This window comes from Streptococcus sp. 27098_8_82 (assembly GCF_041431615.1).
Lineage (GTDB): Bacteria > Bacillota > Bacilli > Lactobacillales > Streptococcaceae > Streptococcus > Streptococcus sanguinis_K.
Genome location: NZ_JAPVYB010000003.1, coordinates 231,934 through 248,096, shown reverse-complemented (window position 1 = coordinate 248,096; position 16,163 = coordinate 231,934). Strand labels below are relative to the sequence as shown.

The 16,163-nt window shown below is 39.0% G+C and carries 13 protein-coding genes and 1 pseudogene; 2 read left to right on the top strand and 12 right to left on the bottom strand.

What is annotated here, in order from left to right; genetic code table 11:
* Positions 1 to 13: 13 nt before the first annotated feature.
* The 4 genes from O3627_RS07390 to O3627_RS07375 all read right to left on the bottom strand — a co-directional run bounded on the left by O3627_RS07390 (position 14) and on the right by O3627_RS07375 (position 7,384).
* On the bottom strand, positions 14 to 4,240 hold the full coding sequence (locus O3627_RS07390; RefSeq protein ID WP_343092194.1) for a GH32 C-terminal domain-containing protein: 4,227 nt from the start codon (positions 4,238 to 4,240) through the stop codon (positions 14 to 16).
* Between the two features lie 279 nt (positions 4,241 to 4,519).
* A complete protein-coding gene (locus O3627_RS07385) occupies positions 4,520 to 5,458 on the bottom strand; it encodes a RimK family alpha-L-glutamate ligase (protein WP_185756123.1) in 939 nt (312 codons plus the stop codon).
* A 14-nt stretch (positions 5,459 to 5,472) separates the two neighbouring features.
* Positions 5,473 to 6,723 carry a dicarboxylate/amino acid:cation symporter gene (locus O3627_RS07380; RefSeq protein ID WP_125382531.1) on the bottom strand — a complete coding sequence of 417 codons (1,251 nt, stop codon included), beginning with the start codon at positions 6,721 to 6,723 and terminating at the stop codon, positions 5,473 to 5,475.
* Between the two features lie 217 nt (positions 6,724 to 6,940).
* Positions 6,941 to 7,384 carry a hypothetical protein gene (locus O3627_RS07375; RefSeq protein ID WP_002926010.1) on the bottom strand — a complete coding sequence of 148 codons (444 nt, stop codon included), beginning with the start codon at positions 7,382 to 7,384 and terminating at the stop codon, positions 6,941 to 6,943.
* Between the two features lie 461 nt (positions 7,385 to 7,845).
* Here O3627_RS07375 and O3627_RS07370 point away from each other — a divergent pair, with 461 nt between their 5' ends.
* Entirely contained in the window at positions 7,846 to 8,073 is a 228-nt protein-coding gene (locus tag O3627_RS07370; RefSeq protein ID WP_002916454.1) for a hypothetical protein, read from the top strand.
* Positions 8,073 to 9,208: pseudogene (locus O3627_RS07365) on the top strand (YcjF family protein). The gene O3627_RS07370 and the pseudogene O3627_RS07365 overlap by 1 nt, the downstream one beginning before the upstream one ends.
* Positions 9,209 to 9,348: 140 nt before the next feature.
* Here O3627_RS07365 and O3627_RS07360 read toward each other — a convergent pair.
* The 8 genes from O3627_RS07360 to O3627_RS07325 form a co-directional block, all read right to left on the bottom strand.
* Positions 9,349 to 9,861, bottom strand: a complete 513-nt coding sequence (locus tag O3627_RS07360; RefSeq protein ID WP_002916458.1) for a GNAT family N-acetyltransferase — start codon at positions 9,859 to 9,861, stop codon at positions 9,349 to 9,351.
* 623 nt (positions 9,862 to 10,484) lie between these two features.
* Complete coding sequence (locus O3627_RS07355) at positions 10,485 to 11,534, bottom strand: DUF389 domain-containing protein (RefSeq protein WP_000126416.1); 1,050 nt, start codon at positions 11,532 to 11,534, stop codon at positions 10,485 to 10,487.
* Entirely contained in the window at positions 11,531 to 11,854 is a 324-nt protein-coding gene (locus tag O3627_RS07350) for a potassium channel family protein (RefSeq protein WP_000825751.1), read from the bottom strand. Before O3627_RS07350 ends, O3627_RS07355 begins: the two co-directional genes overlap by 4 nt.
* The gene (locus O3627_RS07345; RefSeq protein ID WP_000397555.1) at positions 11,851 to 12,210 is read right to left on the bottom strand and encodes a hypothetical protein; all 360 of its coding nucleotides are present in this window, start codon (positions 12,208 to 12,210) and stop codon (positions 11,851 to 11,853) included. The genes O3627_RS07350 and O3627_RS07345 overlap by 4 nt, the downstream gene beginning before the upstream one ends.
* On the bottom strand, positions 12,135 to 12,437 hold the full coding sequence (locus O3627_RS07340) for a TMEM175 family protein (protein WP_002920216.1): 303 nt from the start codon (positions 12,435 to 12,437) through the stop codon (positions 12,135 to 12,137). Before O3627_RS07340 ends, O3627_RS07345 begins: the two co-directional genes overlap by 76 nt.
* A 398-nt stretch (positions 12,438 to 12,835) precedes the next feature.
* Positions 12,836 to 13,174 carry a Cd(II)/Zn(II)-sensing metalloregulatory transcriptional regulator CadX gene (gene cadX / locus O3627_RS07335; protein ID WP_002908713.1) on the bottom strand — a complete coding sequence of 113 codons (339 nt, stop codon included), beginning with the start codon at positions 13,172 to 13,174 and terminating at the stop codon, positions 12,836 to 12,838.
* A gap of 11 nt (positions 13,175 to 13,185) precedes the next feature.
* Entirely contained in the window at positions 13,186 to 13,800 is a 615-nt protein-coding gene (locus tag O3627_RS07330) for a CadD family cadmium resistance transporter (protein ID WP_002908712.1), read from the bottom strand.
* A gap of 299 nt (positions 13,801 to 14,099) precedes the next feature.
* Complete coding sequence (locus tag O3627_RS07325; protein WP_125382534.1) at positions 14,100 to 16,163, bottom strand: heavy metal translocating P-type ATPase; 2,064 nt, start codon at positions 16,161 to 16,163, stop codon at positions 14,100 to 14,102.

Genomic DNA, 16,163 nt, shown 5'->3' with positions numbered 1-16,163 from the left:
ATTGCTTAGCACCTTAGTCTTCTTGCTTCTTTCTTCCAGCTAGAAGCCCCATTCCCAGAAAAGCTAAACCAGCCAGAGGCAGAAACTTATCTTCTTGAGTGCCAGTCTTAGGCAGAGCTGAATCTGAATTTGGCTGCAATCTTGGCGACGGAATAACTTTCCCTTCCTCACCTTGCTTCAGAGCTTGAGGCTGGGTCCTTGTCAAAGGCTGTTTAGCACTTTCAGCCACCACCTTGCTTCCAACTTCTACTAGTTCGTCAACTGCTAGAGAGAGCACTTCCTGACCGAGGATGGTTCGCTGACCGTTCAAGACTTCTACAAAGACTCGCTTTTGACCTTTTTGGCCAGCTACAAGTATCCTCCTCTGTCCTCTTTCCAGTTCTGGATTTTCCTGTTCTCGAGTCTGATATGCAATCTCTTCCATTATGACTTCTAAGAAAGGCTTTTCTTCCACTAGGTCCTTTATCCCTTCTTCCGGAGTGACCTGATGACTTGGTTTCACAGCCAGAGCAGCAAGAGCTGTCTTCAGTTCCTGCTCTGCTCTATCTAAATCCGCCTGCTCCGCTTTTTCATCTGCCAAGAGAGACTGAGCTTGAGCCAAGGCTGCCTGGTAAGCCTGAACTGTCTCATCTGTGTAGAGGCTTGGATCTAGACTAGCCGTACTGTCTACCACTTTCTGCAGAGAAGCCTTATTAACTGCTGGCGCATGAAGATTGGTCACAAAGAAATTACGCGCTTCCAAGTCCCCATCCCAGAGTCCCAGACCGACGTAGGCATCATTATAATAAGGCTCAACCGTATCAAATTGGTGGTTCAGGTATTCTACACCATCCACAGATACACTGACACCATTTTTAGTTTTCACTAGCTTAACATGGTGGAACTGGCTGTCATCAAGATGCTTGCCATTCATGCTACTTTCTGCAATCGTCTCTCCCATAAAGCGGTAAAGTCGAATCTTATCATTATCGCCAAATTGAATAGAATAAGCATTGCGAGGATCAACATTTTCAGACGCATAGAAAATATTAATCAAGCCTTTTTGATACTTGAGATCCACATCCAAGTTATACTCAGAGAAAGGAATCTTCTGATCTCCCATATAATAATCATTGGCGCTGGTATTCTGATTATAGAGGCTTTCACCGTCGACATACCACTTACCGGAAACAGCTTTTAGATCTGGAACATTGGTCTTAAAGTCATTGCGGCTGATATTGATGGTGAAGACCTTGGAAAGGCTTGGATTTTCCTTAGAGGTCGCCGTTACCTTGACCACACCCCTTTGCAGAGCAGTCACTCGCAGCTTATTGCCATCTTCCGTGACAGAGACCAAGTCTGGCTGATCCACACTCCAGCTGACCGCTTGAGAGACACTTGCTGGCATGATATATGCTTTCAAATCCAAAGTATCACCGACATAAATATTATTTGTTACAGGAGAAGCCTGCACTAGTTCCAGTGGTTTGGTCACTGCCTGCTTGTCTTCCCAGATGCCCTTCAGCGGATAAAGAGCAATGTCAGCCTTAGCAGCACCACCTTCTACAAAAACACTAGCCGCAAGGCTATTTGGCGCAGGGAAAATCTGATTGGCACCCGCTACAGTATATCCTTTGGCAAAGACTTCTAGGCTGGAGCGATCTACGTAGAGATGCAGATCTATGCTGCCATCCGCATTGCGCTTGACAGACTGACTATCCACCTGAGCAAATTTATTACTGAGAAGAATGCCGGACCGGCTGCGGTCAATAGAGAGAGTTTCCTTTTCTAAATCATAGGTAACTCTAGTCACTTCTCCATCTCCAACCCGTAGGTTAAAACCGACTTTCTTGGTCGTTTCACTCGGCTGGAAAGTAGAGACAATTTCATACTGATCACCGGAAAAATCTTTCAACAGCTCATTCTTCTCACTAACTTCCACGTCTTTATACAACACAGCCTTGTCTTCCTGACGCAGAGACTGATAAGCTGTAATTGGCGTCTGAGTCAGCCGATAGCTGCCGTCTTGCTTGATAAGGCCTAGTTTGAGGTTAAGATTGAAGGTGCCGTTGAACTTCTGACCGACGGTATCGGCTACCAGATTACAGTAGTCCTCCCAGGTATTCATCCAGTTAGACGCGATAATGTCGGGTAGGGTTGGATTAGCCTTGCTGCCAAAGTCCTGAACGTAGTAAGTCATGGCCGCATAAGAGTCTTTACCAAAGTTCATGACCTGATCAGCCTGAGCAAACTCAGCCTCTGGGACGAAAGTCCACTTGCCCTCCACCTGTCTAAAATCACCGACCTTATAGGAGCGCCCGCCACGAGACAGGACCCACTTAAGGCTGCCATCGTCTGCCAGTAGAGGATAGAGATCTGGGCACTCCGTATGGAGATCCGCATAAGTTGACTCCACCTTCCAATTACGCAGATTATCAGACGAATAAATTCTCAGCGGTCCGCCTGCAACGACCATAAACCATTTGCCCTCCCAACGGAAGACCTTAGGGTCACGAAAATCTTGAGATTGCAGTGGATCATCCGTCCAGTCAGCTGCAATTTGATCAAGCTTCGTCCAAGTCCGGCCCTCATCTTTACTGTAGGCTAACTTAATGCGCTGACCGTTTCCGTCGGCAGTAATCAGTGCGACTAAACCGCCCTGGTCATTGTCAAACAAACCAGAGGAATTGGTGGTATCTGCTACTATTGATCCTGAGAACATAGCCCCATTAGCATCCGGATAAAAGGCAACCGGCTGTTCTTCCCAATGAATCAAATCCTTGCTGGTCGCATGGCCCCAGTGCATAGGCCCCCACTTGGTATCGTCATAAAACTGATAGAAGAAATGATAGACTCCCTTGTAATAAACCAGCCCGTTGGGATCATTGGCCCAACCGTCCTTGACCGAATAATGATACTGACCGCGATAGAGCTCATTGTAGTAAATCTCATCTGCCTGCCGACGATGGACATTGAGCCGGTAAGTTAGGCTGACCTCCTGCCCATCCGCATCCGTCACAGTGCTGGTTACAGTCAGATAGTTTGCCCCCACTGCCAGCGGAATATTCTTCAAATCACTATAAACCCTACCTGCAGCATCGGTCACGCTTACCTTGGCAGCAGGATTTTTTGCTACGACGGTCAAGTCTACAGTCTCAGCATCATGCTTGACATACTGGATGGTAATAGGAGCACTAAACTGACCTTTCTGTTCCACTTTCCCAACCGAAGAAGTCACCCTTATATCCTCCAACTCAGGATTAGACTGAGAAGTGATTTCTTTATAAAAGGTATTTTGAAAAAGCAGCTCGCTATTCCAGTTAAGTAAGCCAAAATAACCTTCTGACAGATAAGTATTCTGCCCCTTATCATCTCTCTGAAGCGTGTAATCTCCTGAGCTGGCCACTAGAATATCATTGACATAGTAGGATACCCAAGAGCCGATAGAAACGACCTTGAGTCGATATTTATTATCATCCGTTGGCTCGATATGTTTTTCATTGATAAACTGATAGTCACGCCCGCCTTGCCAACGCCAAAACTTCACATTGTTGCTACCACCATCAATATTAACTGCATAGCTGCTCTTGTCATCCGGATTATTATTACTGCGGAAAATGAGGGCTGCCGCCCCTTCCTTACTGAGGAAAGTTACATCCGTTGAGTAAACAAAATCCTTGCCCTGACTTTGAGAGTAAAGAAAACTATCACCTTTGCCTCTGGCATCACTATAAAGTCCTTGCTCCCGGACTTCCCAAACTCCATTTTTGTCTCCCTTGGCTTCTGCCAAATTAGTATTGAAGCCTGACTGCTTATCTACAGTCTCTGCGGCAGGGAGTTTTTCCGAAGCAACTTCCTTCGTTACTGGCTGTTCGTCTTCTTCCTGTTTGCTCTCTTTAGCATTTGCTGTGACTTGATCTTCCTTATCAGCCTTTCGATTAGCCGACTCTACTGCTGCATCCTGACTACCTGCTTCCGTCGCTACAGTTGCAGCAGTCTCCCCAGCTACAATGTTCTCTGTCTTATCGGCATTCCTTGTAGAAGCAGCTGTTTGCTCACTCTCAGGCTCCGAGACAGCTGATGAATCAGTCTGCAAGAACTGAGCAGGGGCTGGATTAGCCTTCCCCTCATCCGCATAAACCACTCCGCCACCATCTAACAAGAAAGCTCCAAAAGCAAGCAGGGCGCACCCAAACACCCAACGCTTGCCGCTTTTTCTCATAAACCAATTTTTACACACTTTTTCCTGATGATTTTTCATGACACACCTCAATATTCTAAAAATAAAATCAGACTCCTCACAACCAAATTTACTTCTACATAAGGCACTCCTTTCACCTTTTCTTGTTCAAAATGAACACCTCATTTAGCACCTAACTCCTTTATAAAAAAGAAGCAATCTCAATAATCTAAATATAACAAATTTTTGTAAGCGCTTCACCTGACGCTTGTCACAAAAACAAAATGACAGATGTCATATTTTGGAAACGAAGAACAAACAAAAAGCCTCCTAAACGGAAAGCTTTTGTTTGTTTTAAATTTATTCTGAATAGGATGCGGCCAGCTCGTTCTTTAGATATTCTGCCAAGTGCTGATGAGCAAAAATTCCTGCTTTTTCTTCTGCTGTCGGATTATAGTTGGTATTGGTGTTCACATCATAGACATAGATCTGACCTGCCTCCGACTCTACCCACTCAATAGCTGCCACATCAATACCAGCCTGAGATAGAAAGGTTTCATAAGCCTGTCTTTGACTAGCAGGCAGCGGCTCCGTGATTTGAAACTTATCCGATGTTTCCAACTGAGCAGGCTTTTGCCCAATCTGGCACCCATCTGCCGGACAAAGCTGAAAGCCATCTGATGAATCAATGGACACCGTATAAAGAAACTTCTGGTTAATAAACTCCGAACGACGAATGCGACCATCCGCAGGCTTGATATAGGCCTGAAGCAGAGTGATCCCATCCACAGAAGGCTCAAAAGCAGGACTGTCTACATAGGCTTCTAACTCTGCCTCACTATTGAAGAGCTGCACTCCCAAACCTTTCCCAGCCCGATTATGCTTGGTAATCAGGGGATAAATATCAAGCTTTCTAGCCGCCTCAAGAATATTCTCCTGTCCCAAAACGGCTACCGTCTCTGGATAAGCAATTCCAACCTCAGAAAGCTTCAAATACTGTTTAATTTTGCTGATTTCTAGATTAATAGCCCCGCTGCCGTTGATGACCTTGCGACCGTGAGCTTCCAGCCAAGTTAGAACTTGTTCTGTAAATTCCGGTGCATAGCGGTGTCCACGCGTATGAGAAGAAGCAGACATCCGATTGTAGAAAATTCCTGTTGGGGGCGGACTCTGCAGATCTAAGATCCCACTTGACAAATCCCACAGTTCATAAGGCACCTTGTCTTTCTCTAGCCATTTGACCAAGTGCTGGGTCCACTCCAAATTTTCATGAATAACATAAACTTTTGCTTGACTCATAATTCTTCTCTCCTTTAGGAATATCGAACAGCCAGCTTACTGCTTTTCGATTCTTCTACTACATTGACTTCCGTTTTTTCAATGACACTGACAGCCAAGACCTGACCTAGAACATTGAGGGCAGTACGACCAGCATTGACAAAGAAATCAACTGCAAAAATCAAAGCAACTCCTTCCACCGGCAGGCCTAGCTGAGGTGCAGCTGCCAGCAAGACAACAATCGCTCCAGAAGGCACTGTTGCAGCTGTTTTACCAATCAAAGTCAAAAGCAAAACAGTAAAGAAAAGTCCTGATACAGAAAAAGCAATCCCATAAGCATGAGCGATAAAGATGGTGGCTACTGAGAAATAGACAGCGGCCCCCTCAAGATTAAAAGTGTAACCCAAAGGCACAACCAAATCTATGACATGCTCATCATACCCCTGCTTCTTTAAATCTTTCAACAGCGGTGGCAGGACAACACTGGAACTACCAGAGACAAAAGCCAAAGTCAAAAGGCTCCAAATCCGTTGTAAACTTGTCAAATAAGGAATTCTGAAAGCAAGAGCAATCAAAGGAAAAATCACTAAAGCTAGCACCGCATAAGCCAGATAAGTCCCTGCTACAAATTGCCCCAAACCGACCAACTTGTCAACTCCTGTCGTAGCCACATCCTTAGCAATAAAGCCAAAAATGCCAATCGGAGACAGTTTCACAATCACACCGACAATTTTGTAAATCGCCTCAATCCAAATTTGCAATAAATCAATAAACTTCTGTAACTTGTCTTCCTTAAGATTTCCAAGACCATAACCCAAGAATATCGCAAAGACGATGATAGGAAGCAAAGCCCCTTCAGAAAGCGACTTAACAATATTAGCCGGAATGAAACTGAGAAAGAACTCATTTAACTGGATGCTCTTAGCAATCCCATCAATATTTCCTCCAGTCTGACCGATATTGACACCTTGACCAAAGCCTAGATAATAAGCAGCAAAGACAAAGATCAAAGTAATAACCGTCGTGACACCAAAGAAATAGAGCAAACTCTTTGTCAAAAGCTTCCCAAAAGATTTCTTACCAATCACACCAGCCACCGCTACAACCACAACCGGAAAGACCAGTGGAATAATCACCATATTAATCAAACTTATAAAAGCTTGACCCAGAAACTGGTAAAAAGCCGAAAACTGCGGCCAGATAAGAGCAACAAGAACACCCAAAATTAAAGCAATCAACAATTGCAAGCCCAGAGAAACCTTTGACCATAAAGAAACTAACTTCATTCCAAACTCCTTTAGTCTATTTTGATAGCTATTTTACTATGAGTGCCCCTATCTGGCTAATATATAATTTCTATGAAAGTAATAGAAGAATTTTATAGGTGAGTTGAATAGCGTAAAAAAGCCATCCAAGAAATAACTCCTGGATGTCTATTAGTTTTATCCCTATAGAATGATTCCTCTAACGAAGCATATATTATTAAAACTTTTCAAATTCCAATTAGTCAATCGGTTCACCTTCGATACTTATGTAATTACCTATAATCATTTCTTCAAGATTTACACTTTCATCATTATTAATCGGTATATCCACTCCCCACCCCGATTCTTCAATATTATTGATACGCCCAAAAACATTAATATAATACTCGGGATTTGTAAGACCGCCATCACTCCATTGCGTCTCTTCCCAATCAATCTGAACTGATTCGACTTTTGGACTTTGAGCTTTTACCAAATCTATAATTTCTTGCTCATGATTTTTTAGATAAGCGAGCTGTTTTTGCTTGATGGCTTCTTTATCATCTTTGATAGCCTTTTTTGAAGAAGCAACTTTCTTATCTTGTTTATTACTTTCTTTTTGAGTCATGGCACATCCTCCCAGACTTACGAGCGCCACTATTGATGCAATTGTTGCAATTATGCTTTTCGTTCGTTTTTTCATAACGTCTCCTTAAATTTTTTGATACCACAATAATTTTCTAAAACAGCTGGTAACATCCATACTAATTTTTCAGTCACTCAAAACTCAATATTACACATCTAGTGTACTATATAAATTTTTAAAAATCTATAAAATACTAAATCTTAGCAAGCTATTTACTTAGACTTATTTTACAAATCATAGCCACCCGTCTATGGACCACACACGCAAGGCAGGTGGTTTATTTTTCTTGTACCTTGGAGAGTGAGACAAGCTGAAAGCCACATAACTACTTTTCTATCTTCAATATCTTTGCCCCCTCTTCATTACAACTAATAGATCTCTGCTAACATTACTTCAATTTCTATCGGAGAAGTTGTTCTAAAATCTTTAAAACAAAGAGATAAGCAAAATCATTAAATTGACTCTTTTAATTTCTAATATGATATAATTATTTAAAATATCATATTAGTGAGAATATTATGTCAAAGACAAAAGGTAACAAAAAAAGAAATTCTTCTAAAGTAAAATACATCTTCGTAAGCGGAGCTTTAATTTTAGCCTCTACAGTTCTTCTGCCTAGAGTATTGAAAAAAACTAGGAATTATGTATATAAAAAACAAGTAACACTAACCAATCATCTAAAAACTAGTTTTGATGGGAAGGACACGTTAGTTAAAAAATCTGACTATAACAAAGGTAGAAGATAATGCAAATCAATACAGATAATATTGCGCAGCAATGTCTCAACGCGATTAATGATAAAATTAATAATTTAAAAAGATTAAACATCATCGTCATTGGCAAATCAGGTGTTGGCAAAAGCACACTAATTAACAGTTTGTTTAGAGGGAATTTTGCTGATACTGGACTAGGCCGACCAGTAACTCAGGAAATTCGCAAAATTGAAAAAACCGGATATCCTTTGGCTATTTACGATACACCTGGCTTTGAATTGTCATATACCCAACAGGAGGGTGTCAAAGATGAAGTCATTAAACTAATTAACAACGGTTACTCTTCTAATGATATCAATGAGGCCATTCACTGCATTTGGTATTGTATTAACGTCGGTTCAAACCGTACTTTCGATAGTTCGGAAGTGGAATGGCTCAGAGAGTTTTCTGAGAAGAATAAACAGTCTAAGGTCCCAATCATCGTTGTCCTTACTCAATCTGTACCTAAGAAGAAAGCACTAGAAATGAAAGCTCATGTTGAGCAGGAAAACTTAGATGTTTGTAAAGTTGTGCCAATTTTAGCTCAAGATATGGATTTTGATGAGGAATATGTCGCTAAAGCTTTTGGATTAGATACTCTGATTGATGTTATGTCTGAAGTCTTGCCAACTGAACTACAGGATACACTGCAAAATATCCAAAAAGTATCTCTGGAATCTAAAAAAAACATGCTAGGGCAGTCATTGCAACTGCAGTAGCAGCAAGTTTTGGTGAAGGTTTCGCACCAGTTCCATTTGCGGATGCCTTCATGCTTGTGCCGACCCAGATAAGCATGATTACTGGCATTACTGTAATATTTGGGCTTGATATAAATAAAACTTTTCTAACCGCCTTTGTATCCTCAACTTTAGGATCTGGGGGAGCAACATTCCTTGGAAAAACAATTGTCTCCAATATACTCAAATTTATTCCCGGAGTAGGAACAGCAGTTGGCGGAACGATTTCTGGAACTACTGCTGGATTAATTACAACTGCTTTAGGCGAGGCTTACCTATTTTTAATGGAACAAATATTTAAAGGAGAAATAAGCAAAGAAGCTCTAGGTACTGCTGCCGGACAAAAACAAATGACAAAACTTTTTAGAGAACAATTGTCTAAAAAAAGATAATACACCAAGATTTTGAATCTTGGTGTATTTTTAGATTAAATGACTTTTTACATCAAAAAAGACATCCAAGAGAAAATTCTTGAATGTCTGTAAAGGTTGATAACTCCATCAGTCCTATCAACAAACTGGGAATGATGATGTTATTGATTCGTTATCTCAAATACTGCTGTATGCACCCACTCATTATTAATCTGTAAATCATTTTCTATGATCCTAATAAAAGTGAAACCATTTTTCAAAAGCACTCTCTTAGAGGCCAGATTATCCGTTGCTGTTCCCGCAATGATTCTATTTAAACCATAAGTATGAAACGCCCTTTCTAAAACGAGTTTAACCGCTTCGCTTGCATAGCCTAAATTGGTGTAATTTTCTCCAATCCTATATCCAAGTTCTACTGTTTTTCTATCATTCCCTAAAACACTTAAATTGATTCTTCCGACCATAGCACCTTGCGAATCTCTAATAAGATGCATGTAGATGTCATGATTTGCTTGTTCCGTTAACAATTCCCTTGTAATTTCCTTAAAACTTTCTGGATCAAAATAGTTACCTGGTCTAGGAGGTAAATTCTGCTCAAAATACTCTTGATTTTCTTTTTCAAAAGTATATACATCTATACTATTTTCTTCAGACATCAACTCTAAACTTATCATTGCAAAACATCTCCCATCATTATCTACATTCAAATTTTCTCATCTTTACACAAAGTGAAATTTACAGAATTTAAACCAATACTTTTGTTTTGTCATATCTTTTCTACATTATAACACAAAAGAATATTAACAAAAGAATATTCAAGATTAAGGTAAAACTAAGGTGGATTTTGAGGTGAACTTTTTCAAAAAACACGAAAAAAGCACCCATGAGGTAAACTCTTGAGTGCTTTGAAATATCGATATAATCGTATTGATTAACGTTTTGAGAATTGTGACGCTTTACGAGCTTTCTTAAGACCTGGTTTGGAAAGTATGAATTTCAGTTGGACTAAAAACAGCGTAATATCAAGACTTTTCTCCGCTTTTATAAAAGCTTTTTTCCAATCAAATTCAACTAATTTTATCCGAATGGTGTGGATTTTACCCCCAAAATTACAGAGAATGGAGCTGATAAACACTAAACGTTCACACCATTAGTTAAATGATTTTTTGTTCATCATTTTTCTTAGATGATAGAACTTCTAATTTATTTCTTATTCAAGCAAAAACAACCTGCTATAAGTAAGAAAGAGGAAGATACAAGAAAAACACGGCGTAAAAACCGATTCAGTTCATTGTCCTCAATCCTTGTCTGCTTCATTTTCTTTTACGAGATCGTTTTGTGAATCTTTTTCAGAGAGTTTTTGATCAATATACTTGTCAATGTTTTCATAAAATTCCTTGGTCGCTTCACTATCTAATGTTGGCGAGTTCTGAACTTGATTCACTTTCAATTGAACAGATTGAATACCGTAAGAGGCTTGTTTTTGGTGGAGTGTTTCTAATTCTTCTTCTGAAATCGGATCTCCAACAACCGTCAAGACCAATTCATTGTTACTTGACTTGTAGACTTGATTAATAACCGTATAATTGGCGAACTCTTTTCCTACAAACTGTTTGATCCCTTCTTTGCGCGCTTGTTCTATTGTCAGAGTAACTGCCGAATAGCTAGCTGGAAGAATCAACAATACAATCAAAGATATCAAGCCAATTCTCATTTTAATGCTCAGCTCTTTAAATGAAGTTAAAGGAGATTTTCTCATCAAAATTCTTGTTCCAACAATGTTGGCTAGCATGATAAAGACACAGTTGATCAAGAAAAGATAGAGAGCCCCCAATAAAAATCGTACATTCCCATTAGCTAAACCATAGCCAGCAGTACAGATAGGCGGCATCAGAGCTGTAGCAATGGCTACTCCTGGCACGATATTGTTTGCTTCTTTTTTCCTTGAACCGATCACACCAGCAATCCCACCAGCAATAGCAATGAGGACATCCCAAATGGTTGGAGAGGTTCGTGCAATCAACTCGCTACTTGCATAAGACAAGGGAGAAATCCAGAAATACAGAGTCGAGACAAGCAAACTGACCAACACTTGAGTCAATAAAACCTCTAGAGATTGCTTGATTAAACGCGTATCAAAAATAGCTAAACCGAATCCCAGTCCAACAATCGGTGTCATGAGAGGTGAAATCAACATGGCTCCTATAATGACAGCTGTTGAATTCATATTTAGTCCGATAGAGGCAATAAAAATTGCACACATCAAAATCGCTGTATCTCTCAATCGAACATGAAGGTCATCGTATAATTTCTCACGGTATTCCCGTGTTGAATAATTGGCAGTCATTTGTCCTCTCCTCTTTCCTTATTTAAATTGGTATAATAATTAAAAATAACAGCTGATAAACAGCCAAAAAATATGAGCCCATAAATCGTCAAGAAGACACTGGTAATCCTTCCAATCAAGGTCACAGCTAGGAGATCCCCGTAGCCGACAGTCGTCGAAGTCACAAAAGCATACCAAAGACCGTCTCCGTAATTTGTGATAGCAGGTTCAACTAGGAAAAGCACGCCTCCTGACCCAAAAACAAAGGTCACAAAACTCAGAGCAAACCGAGTAAAACCCGTAACCTGCATAATATGCCATAACATTTTTAAACGTTTCATTTGTTCTCCTTATTCATACTAGCTCCTGACCGAGCCGTTTTTTTCCAATAATCAAAGTGAAGATAGGACATGATCTCCATCAGAGAAAGATAGACAAACTGATAGATCTGATTTAAGCTGATTATCAACTGATATTGTTTGAAAAATGACTGGAAGAAAGACCAGATATGACTGTCTTGAATCAGTCCCTTCTTAATATCAGACAGGATATTAGCTAAAGCTCCCAAGGACTGAAACGGTAAATCCTTGACATTTATATAGATCCGGTCCACCACATCATTCAGACTGGTATCTTGGATGGCATGAAATTCTCCAAAGAGAACTCCTGCCGCTCCAAGAGTAGAAACAAATTCCACCAAATAATTTCTGAGGAAATTTTCTCAACCTTTTCCCATAATGTGTTTAGTGCCATCCATAACGATCCCAACCAGAAAAAGGAAAGAAAACAAGCAAAGAAATTTTGCCGTAAATCCCAAAAAGCTTCAAGACTTGGTGTTGTTGGTTTTTCTAACTCTAAAACCAAGATGGTCATAATAATTGCTAGAACAGCATCTGTCAATGCAATTAATCTATCTTTCTTCATCGGATTACATTGCCTTTCATTTTGTAGTATTCTATCTCATCGTATAATATTTATTAATCTTAAATATTGGATAGTCACTTCATATTTTGAGTACAAACAAGATACACTAAAAAGCATGTATCTGTCATATTTTATTTAACTTTAGAAATATTCATCCATCTAATCAATAAATATATCATATTTCACAATAAATGACTACTATCAAAGATACATTTTCTTTCAGATTTCTCCCTTTTCAACTTGGCTAACTTGACCTGCATTACCTAGGTCGCTTTGCTTTAAATTATACTTTTTTCTTAAACATTTGCTACGAGTAGTCTTTTTTGTGAGTAATTTTCATCAAAAAATTTCATAGATAAGTCCTATATATAATCATGATAAAGTAGTAAAAATAGTTGTTATCCTAGTTGATTAAAAAAGTCTTTGATTTCCTCATCTTTTATAAAATAATATATAATTTTCCCCTCTCTTCTAGTATCCAAGATGTTTTGATTGGCTAGTTTACGAAGATGGTGGGAGGCAGATGCCATACTGAGATTTAGTAAATAGGCTATATCACAGACACAGAGTTCTTCAACAGCAAGGAGATAAAAGATGATATTTATCTGTTTATTATCGGTAAATTTTGATAAAATGCGAAGTGATTTTTGGACTTTTTCCTTTTCAAGGTAGTTCGTTGCGGTTGTAACATTTTGTTGATTAATAACATCCACTTGACAGATACTATCTTTTTTCATAATTTTTTCTCCTAGCCTAACACAGCCCTTAGCATGTCAAAGCTGTTGTTTTCAATCAGGATATACATCCCCAATCCTAAATAGACAACGGCAATAAACCATCTGCTATATTTTTCCAAAGTTTCTCCAACAGAAGGGACTTGTGCCAATTTTTGGGCAGAAAAAACCAAGAGATAAATCATGACTAGAAAGGTAAGTAAAGCCACTATCAAATTCGCTAAATTTAAGGTAATAAAATATGGGACAAAAACACCAATATTGTCAGCACCACAACTTGCAAAAGTAATCATAGCGACTAGAAAAATCAGGTTTTTATTATCTTTGCGCAAACCATCTTTTGCAATAGCTTCTCCATCAGAATCTCCTAAAAGCAAAACTTTGAGTCCTAGGAAAATTGGAATCAAACCGAGCAAACCTAAAATCTCTTTACTAGGAATATAATTTAAGACAAATGCAAAAAGTAAACTTAGCAATATTAGACTAACAGAGCCTAGAAATTGTCCTAAATAGATGTTAATGATGTCTTTTCTGCTTTTTCTTTTGGCAAAAAATAACATTAGGATAATAAGTAAGTCTACGGCTGTCCCAGAATACAGGATTATTGAAGTAACAACATTTTGAACCATAAAGCACCTCATTCAAATATATTTTTGAATGTATTTTAACATTAACCTTTGTAGATGTCAACTTAAAATCCACCAATTAATAATTGCATGTCAATATTTGTATTGTGAAACTAGTTTCAGAAATATATAGTCTTAAAGTATGTCCACTGCCAATGGTTTTTTCAATATTTAAAAGGAGAGAACCAATTTGGTCCTCTCCAGGGTATAATTTTCCACCAACCCACTACAGTTGACAAAGAGCCGTTATTCTCAAATGAGACAACTCCTTTTAGTTTTTATAACCTCAGCTTCTCGGTCTCTTACCTACTTTTAATAGAAAGACTACGAAGGACGATTCTTAAAGTAGTCAGATTGTGCAATATCGAAAGATTAGATGGGCTTAACCAATTTAACAACCCAAATCCAATTAAACTTCCATTTATTACAACTGTTTCTTGAATATTTCTTTGAATTAATTTCTGCAACGATTCAGATAAAGAATTCAATTCCTCGAAGAAATCTAAACGATTATCTAATAATAAAATATCACTCATCTGCTTAGAAATATCAGCACTTTCATTCATCACAACCCCAATATCTGCAAGCGTCAAGGCAGCAGAGTCGTTTAACCCGTCTCCAACCATCAAAATAGTTCGGCCAGCTTTCTGTAATTCCTGAACCAACTGAAACTTACCATCTGGTTTTAAATCAGTATAAACGTTGTCAAATGGCAGATCTTTAACCAACTCTTCTGTTCTAGCCAACGTATCACCAGTTGCCAGAATCAGTTTTTTCCCTTGGCGCTTTAGCTTTTTCAATGCAACTTTCGCCTCGCTTCTCAAGGGAGTGTGGATACAAAACATCCCAATTAATTCTTTCTTATAAGCCAAAAACAATAAATTGTAATGAGTCTTATATTGCTCAATCAAGGCCAGCTGCTCAGAACTAATTCTTACCTGTTCGTCTTGCATTAGTACATAATTTCCAATGACAACCGATTGACCATCAATTTGCGATTTAATCCCTTTGCTTGCAACATACTGAAGCTTGCCATGCATTTCTTCGTGTTCAATGCCTTCAATTTCAGCTTGTTTAACAATTGCATTGGCAATAGGATGATAGATATGTTCCTCCAAACATGCACTTATTCTTAAAATATCTTTCTCAGTATAATCTCCGAAAGGAAGAACCTTTTCAACCAAAGGATAACTCGTCGTGATGGTACCCGTTTTATCAAACAAGAAAGTATCCACTTCCAGATATTTTTCTAATACATCACCATCTTTAATAACCATTTCTCGATTTAGACCTTCCTTTATGGCCGTAAGGTAGGCTACAGGTGTGGATATTTTTAGAGCACATGAAAAATCCACCAATAAAAAGGAAATGGCTTTTGAAAACGAACCTGTTAACAGATAAGTCAAACCAGCACCTAAGAAGTTATATTTTACAACCTTGTCTGCCATCCTAATAAAATGACGTTGTTTTGTCTTCTTACTCTCTTCAGATTTTTTCATCAGATTGATGAGTTGCAAAATACGACTGTTTATCTGATTATCAGTCACACGAATTCTTAACTCTCCTGTTTCCAAAACAGTATTCGCACATACAGAATCTCCCTCTTTCTTTTCAACAGGGAAGCTCTCTCCAGTCAAGGAACTCTCATTGACCATGCCTAATCCTGAAACCACTTGGCCGTCAAACAAGATTTCATTACCTTGGGAGACAACTAATACATCACCTACTTGAACATCAGAACTCTTGATGCTGATGACCATGTCTCCCCGCACTAAGAAAACATCACTTTCTTTAGCAAGAAGGCTTTGTTCCAAATCTGTTGCTGTTTTTTTTAAAGACCACTGATCCAGATGATTACCCAAATCAAGCATAAACATGATGTTGCTAGCTGTCTTGGATTGGTTCATAAACAAGGACAACAAAATGGCCGAACAGTCCAAGACCTCCATGGTTAGTTCCTTGCGCGCTAAAGTTTGATAGGCTTCTTTGACATAACCCAAAGCCTGATAACAAGTCCAAATATAACGAATAGGGTAGGGTACAAAACTTCGAAACAGCAAACGCTTAACCGCTGCACCCGATACAATTGAATAAGCACTCTCTTCTCTACGAATGGGAAGAGTCATCAAGTCCGAAACTTTCCCCTTGTCAATTTTTTTTAAAAAGGCCTCTGCATTTTCTAATACAGAGAAGCCTTCTTTCATACGTAGAGTAAAGTGCTGCTGATCCATATAAAACTGAATAGAGTCGATCCCTTTTTCATCTTTAGCCAAGGAACGAAGATAATCTTGAATATCCAAGGTCAGTGAAAACGAGGACGATAATCGGATATGTTGATATCCTCTGTGTAGCACTTTAAAAGACAT

Excerpts from the sequence above, each read along its gene's own strand:
- O3627_RS07390 (WP_343092194.1), bottom strand. The coding sequence starts at position 4,240 with ATGAAAAATCATCAGGAAAAAGTGTGTAAAAATTGGTTTATGAGAAAA.
- O3627_RS07385 (WP_185756123.1), bottom strand. The coding sequence starts at position 5,458 with ATGAGTCAAGCAAAAGTTTATGTTATTCATGAAAATTTGGAGTGGACC.
- O3627_RS07380 (WP_125382531.1), bottom strand. The coding sequence starts at position 6,723 with ATGAAGTTAGTTTCTTTATGGTCAAAGGTTTCTCTGGGCTTGCAATTG.
- O3627_RS07375 (WP_002926010.1), bottom strand. The coding sequence starts at position 7,384 with ATGAAAAAACGAACGAAAAGCATAATTGCAACAATTGCATCAATAGTG.
- O3627_RS07370 (WP_002916454.1), top strand. The coding sequence starts at position 7,846 with ATGTCAAAGACAAAAGGTAACAAAAAAAGAAATTCTTCTAAAGTAAAA.
- O3627_RS07360 (WP_002916458.1), bottom strand. The coding sequence starts at position 9,861 with ATGATAAGTTTAGAGTTGATGTCTGAAGAAAATAGTATAGATGTATAT.
- O3627_RS07355 (WP_000126416.1), bottom strand. The coding sequence starts at position 11,534 with ATGACTGCCAATTATTCAACACGGGAATACCGTGAGAAATTATACGAT.
- O3627_RS07350 (WP_000825751.1), bottom strand. The coding sequence starts at position 11,854 with ATGAAACGTTTAAAAATGTTATGGCATATTATGCAGGTTACGGGTTTT.
- O3627_RS07340 (WP_002920216.1), bottom strand. The coding sequence starts at position 12,437 with ATGAAGAAAGATAGATTAATTGCATTGACAGATGCTGTTCTAGCAATT.
- cadX (WP_002908713.1), bottom strand. The coding sequence starts at position 13,174 with ATGAAAAAAGATAGTATCTGTCAAGTGGATGTTATTAATCAACAAAAT.
- O3627_RS07330 (WP_002908712.1), bottom strand. The coding sequence starts at position 13,800 with ATGGTTCAAAATGTTGTTACTTCAATAATCCTGTATTCTGGGACAGCC.
- O3627_RS07325 (WP_125382534.1), bottom strand. The coding sequence starts at position 16,163 with ATGTCTTTTAAAGTGCTACACAGAGGATATCAACATATCCGATTATCG.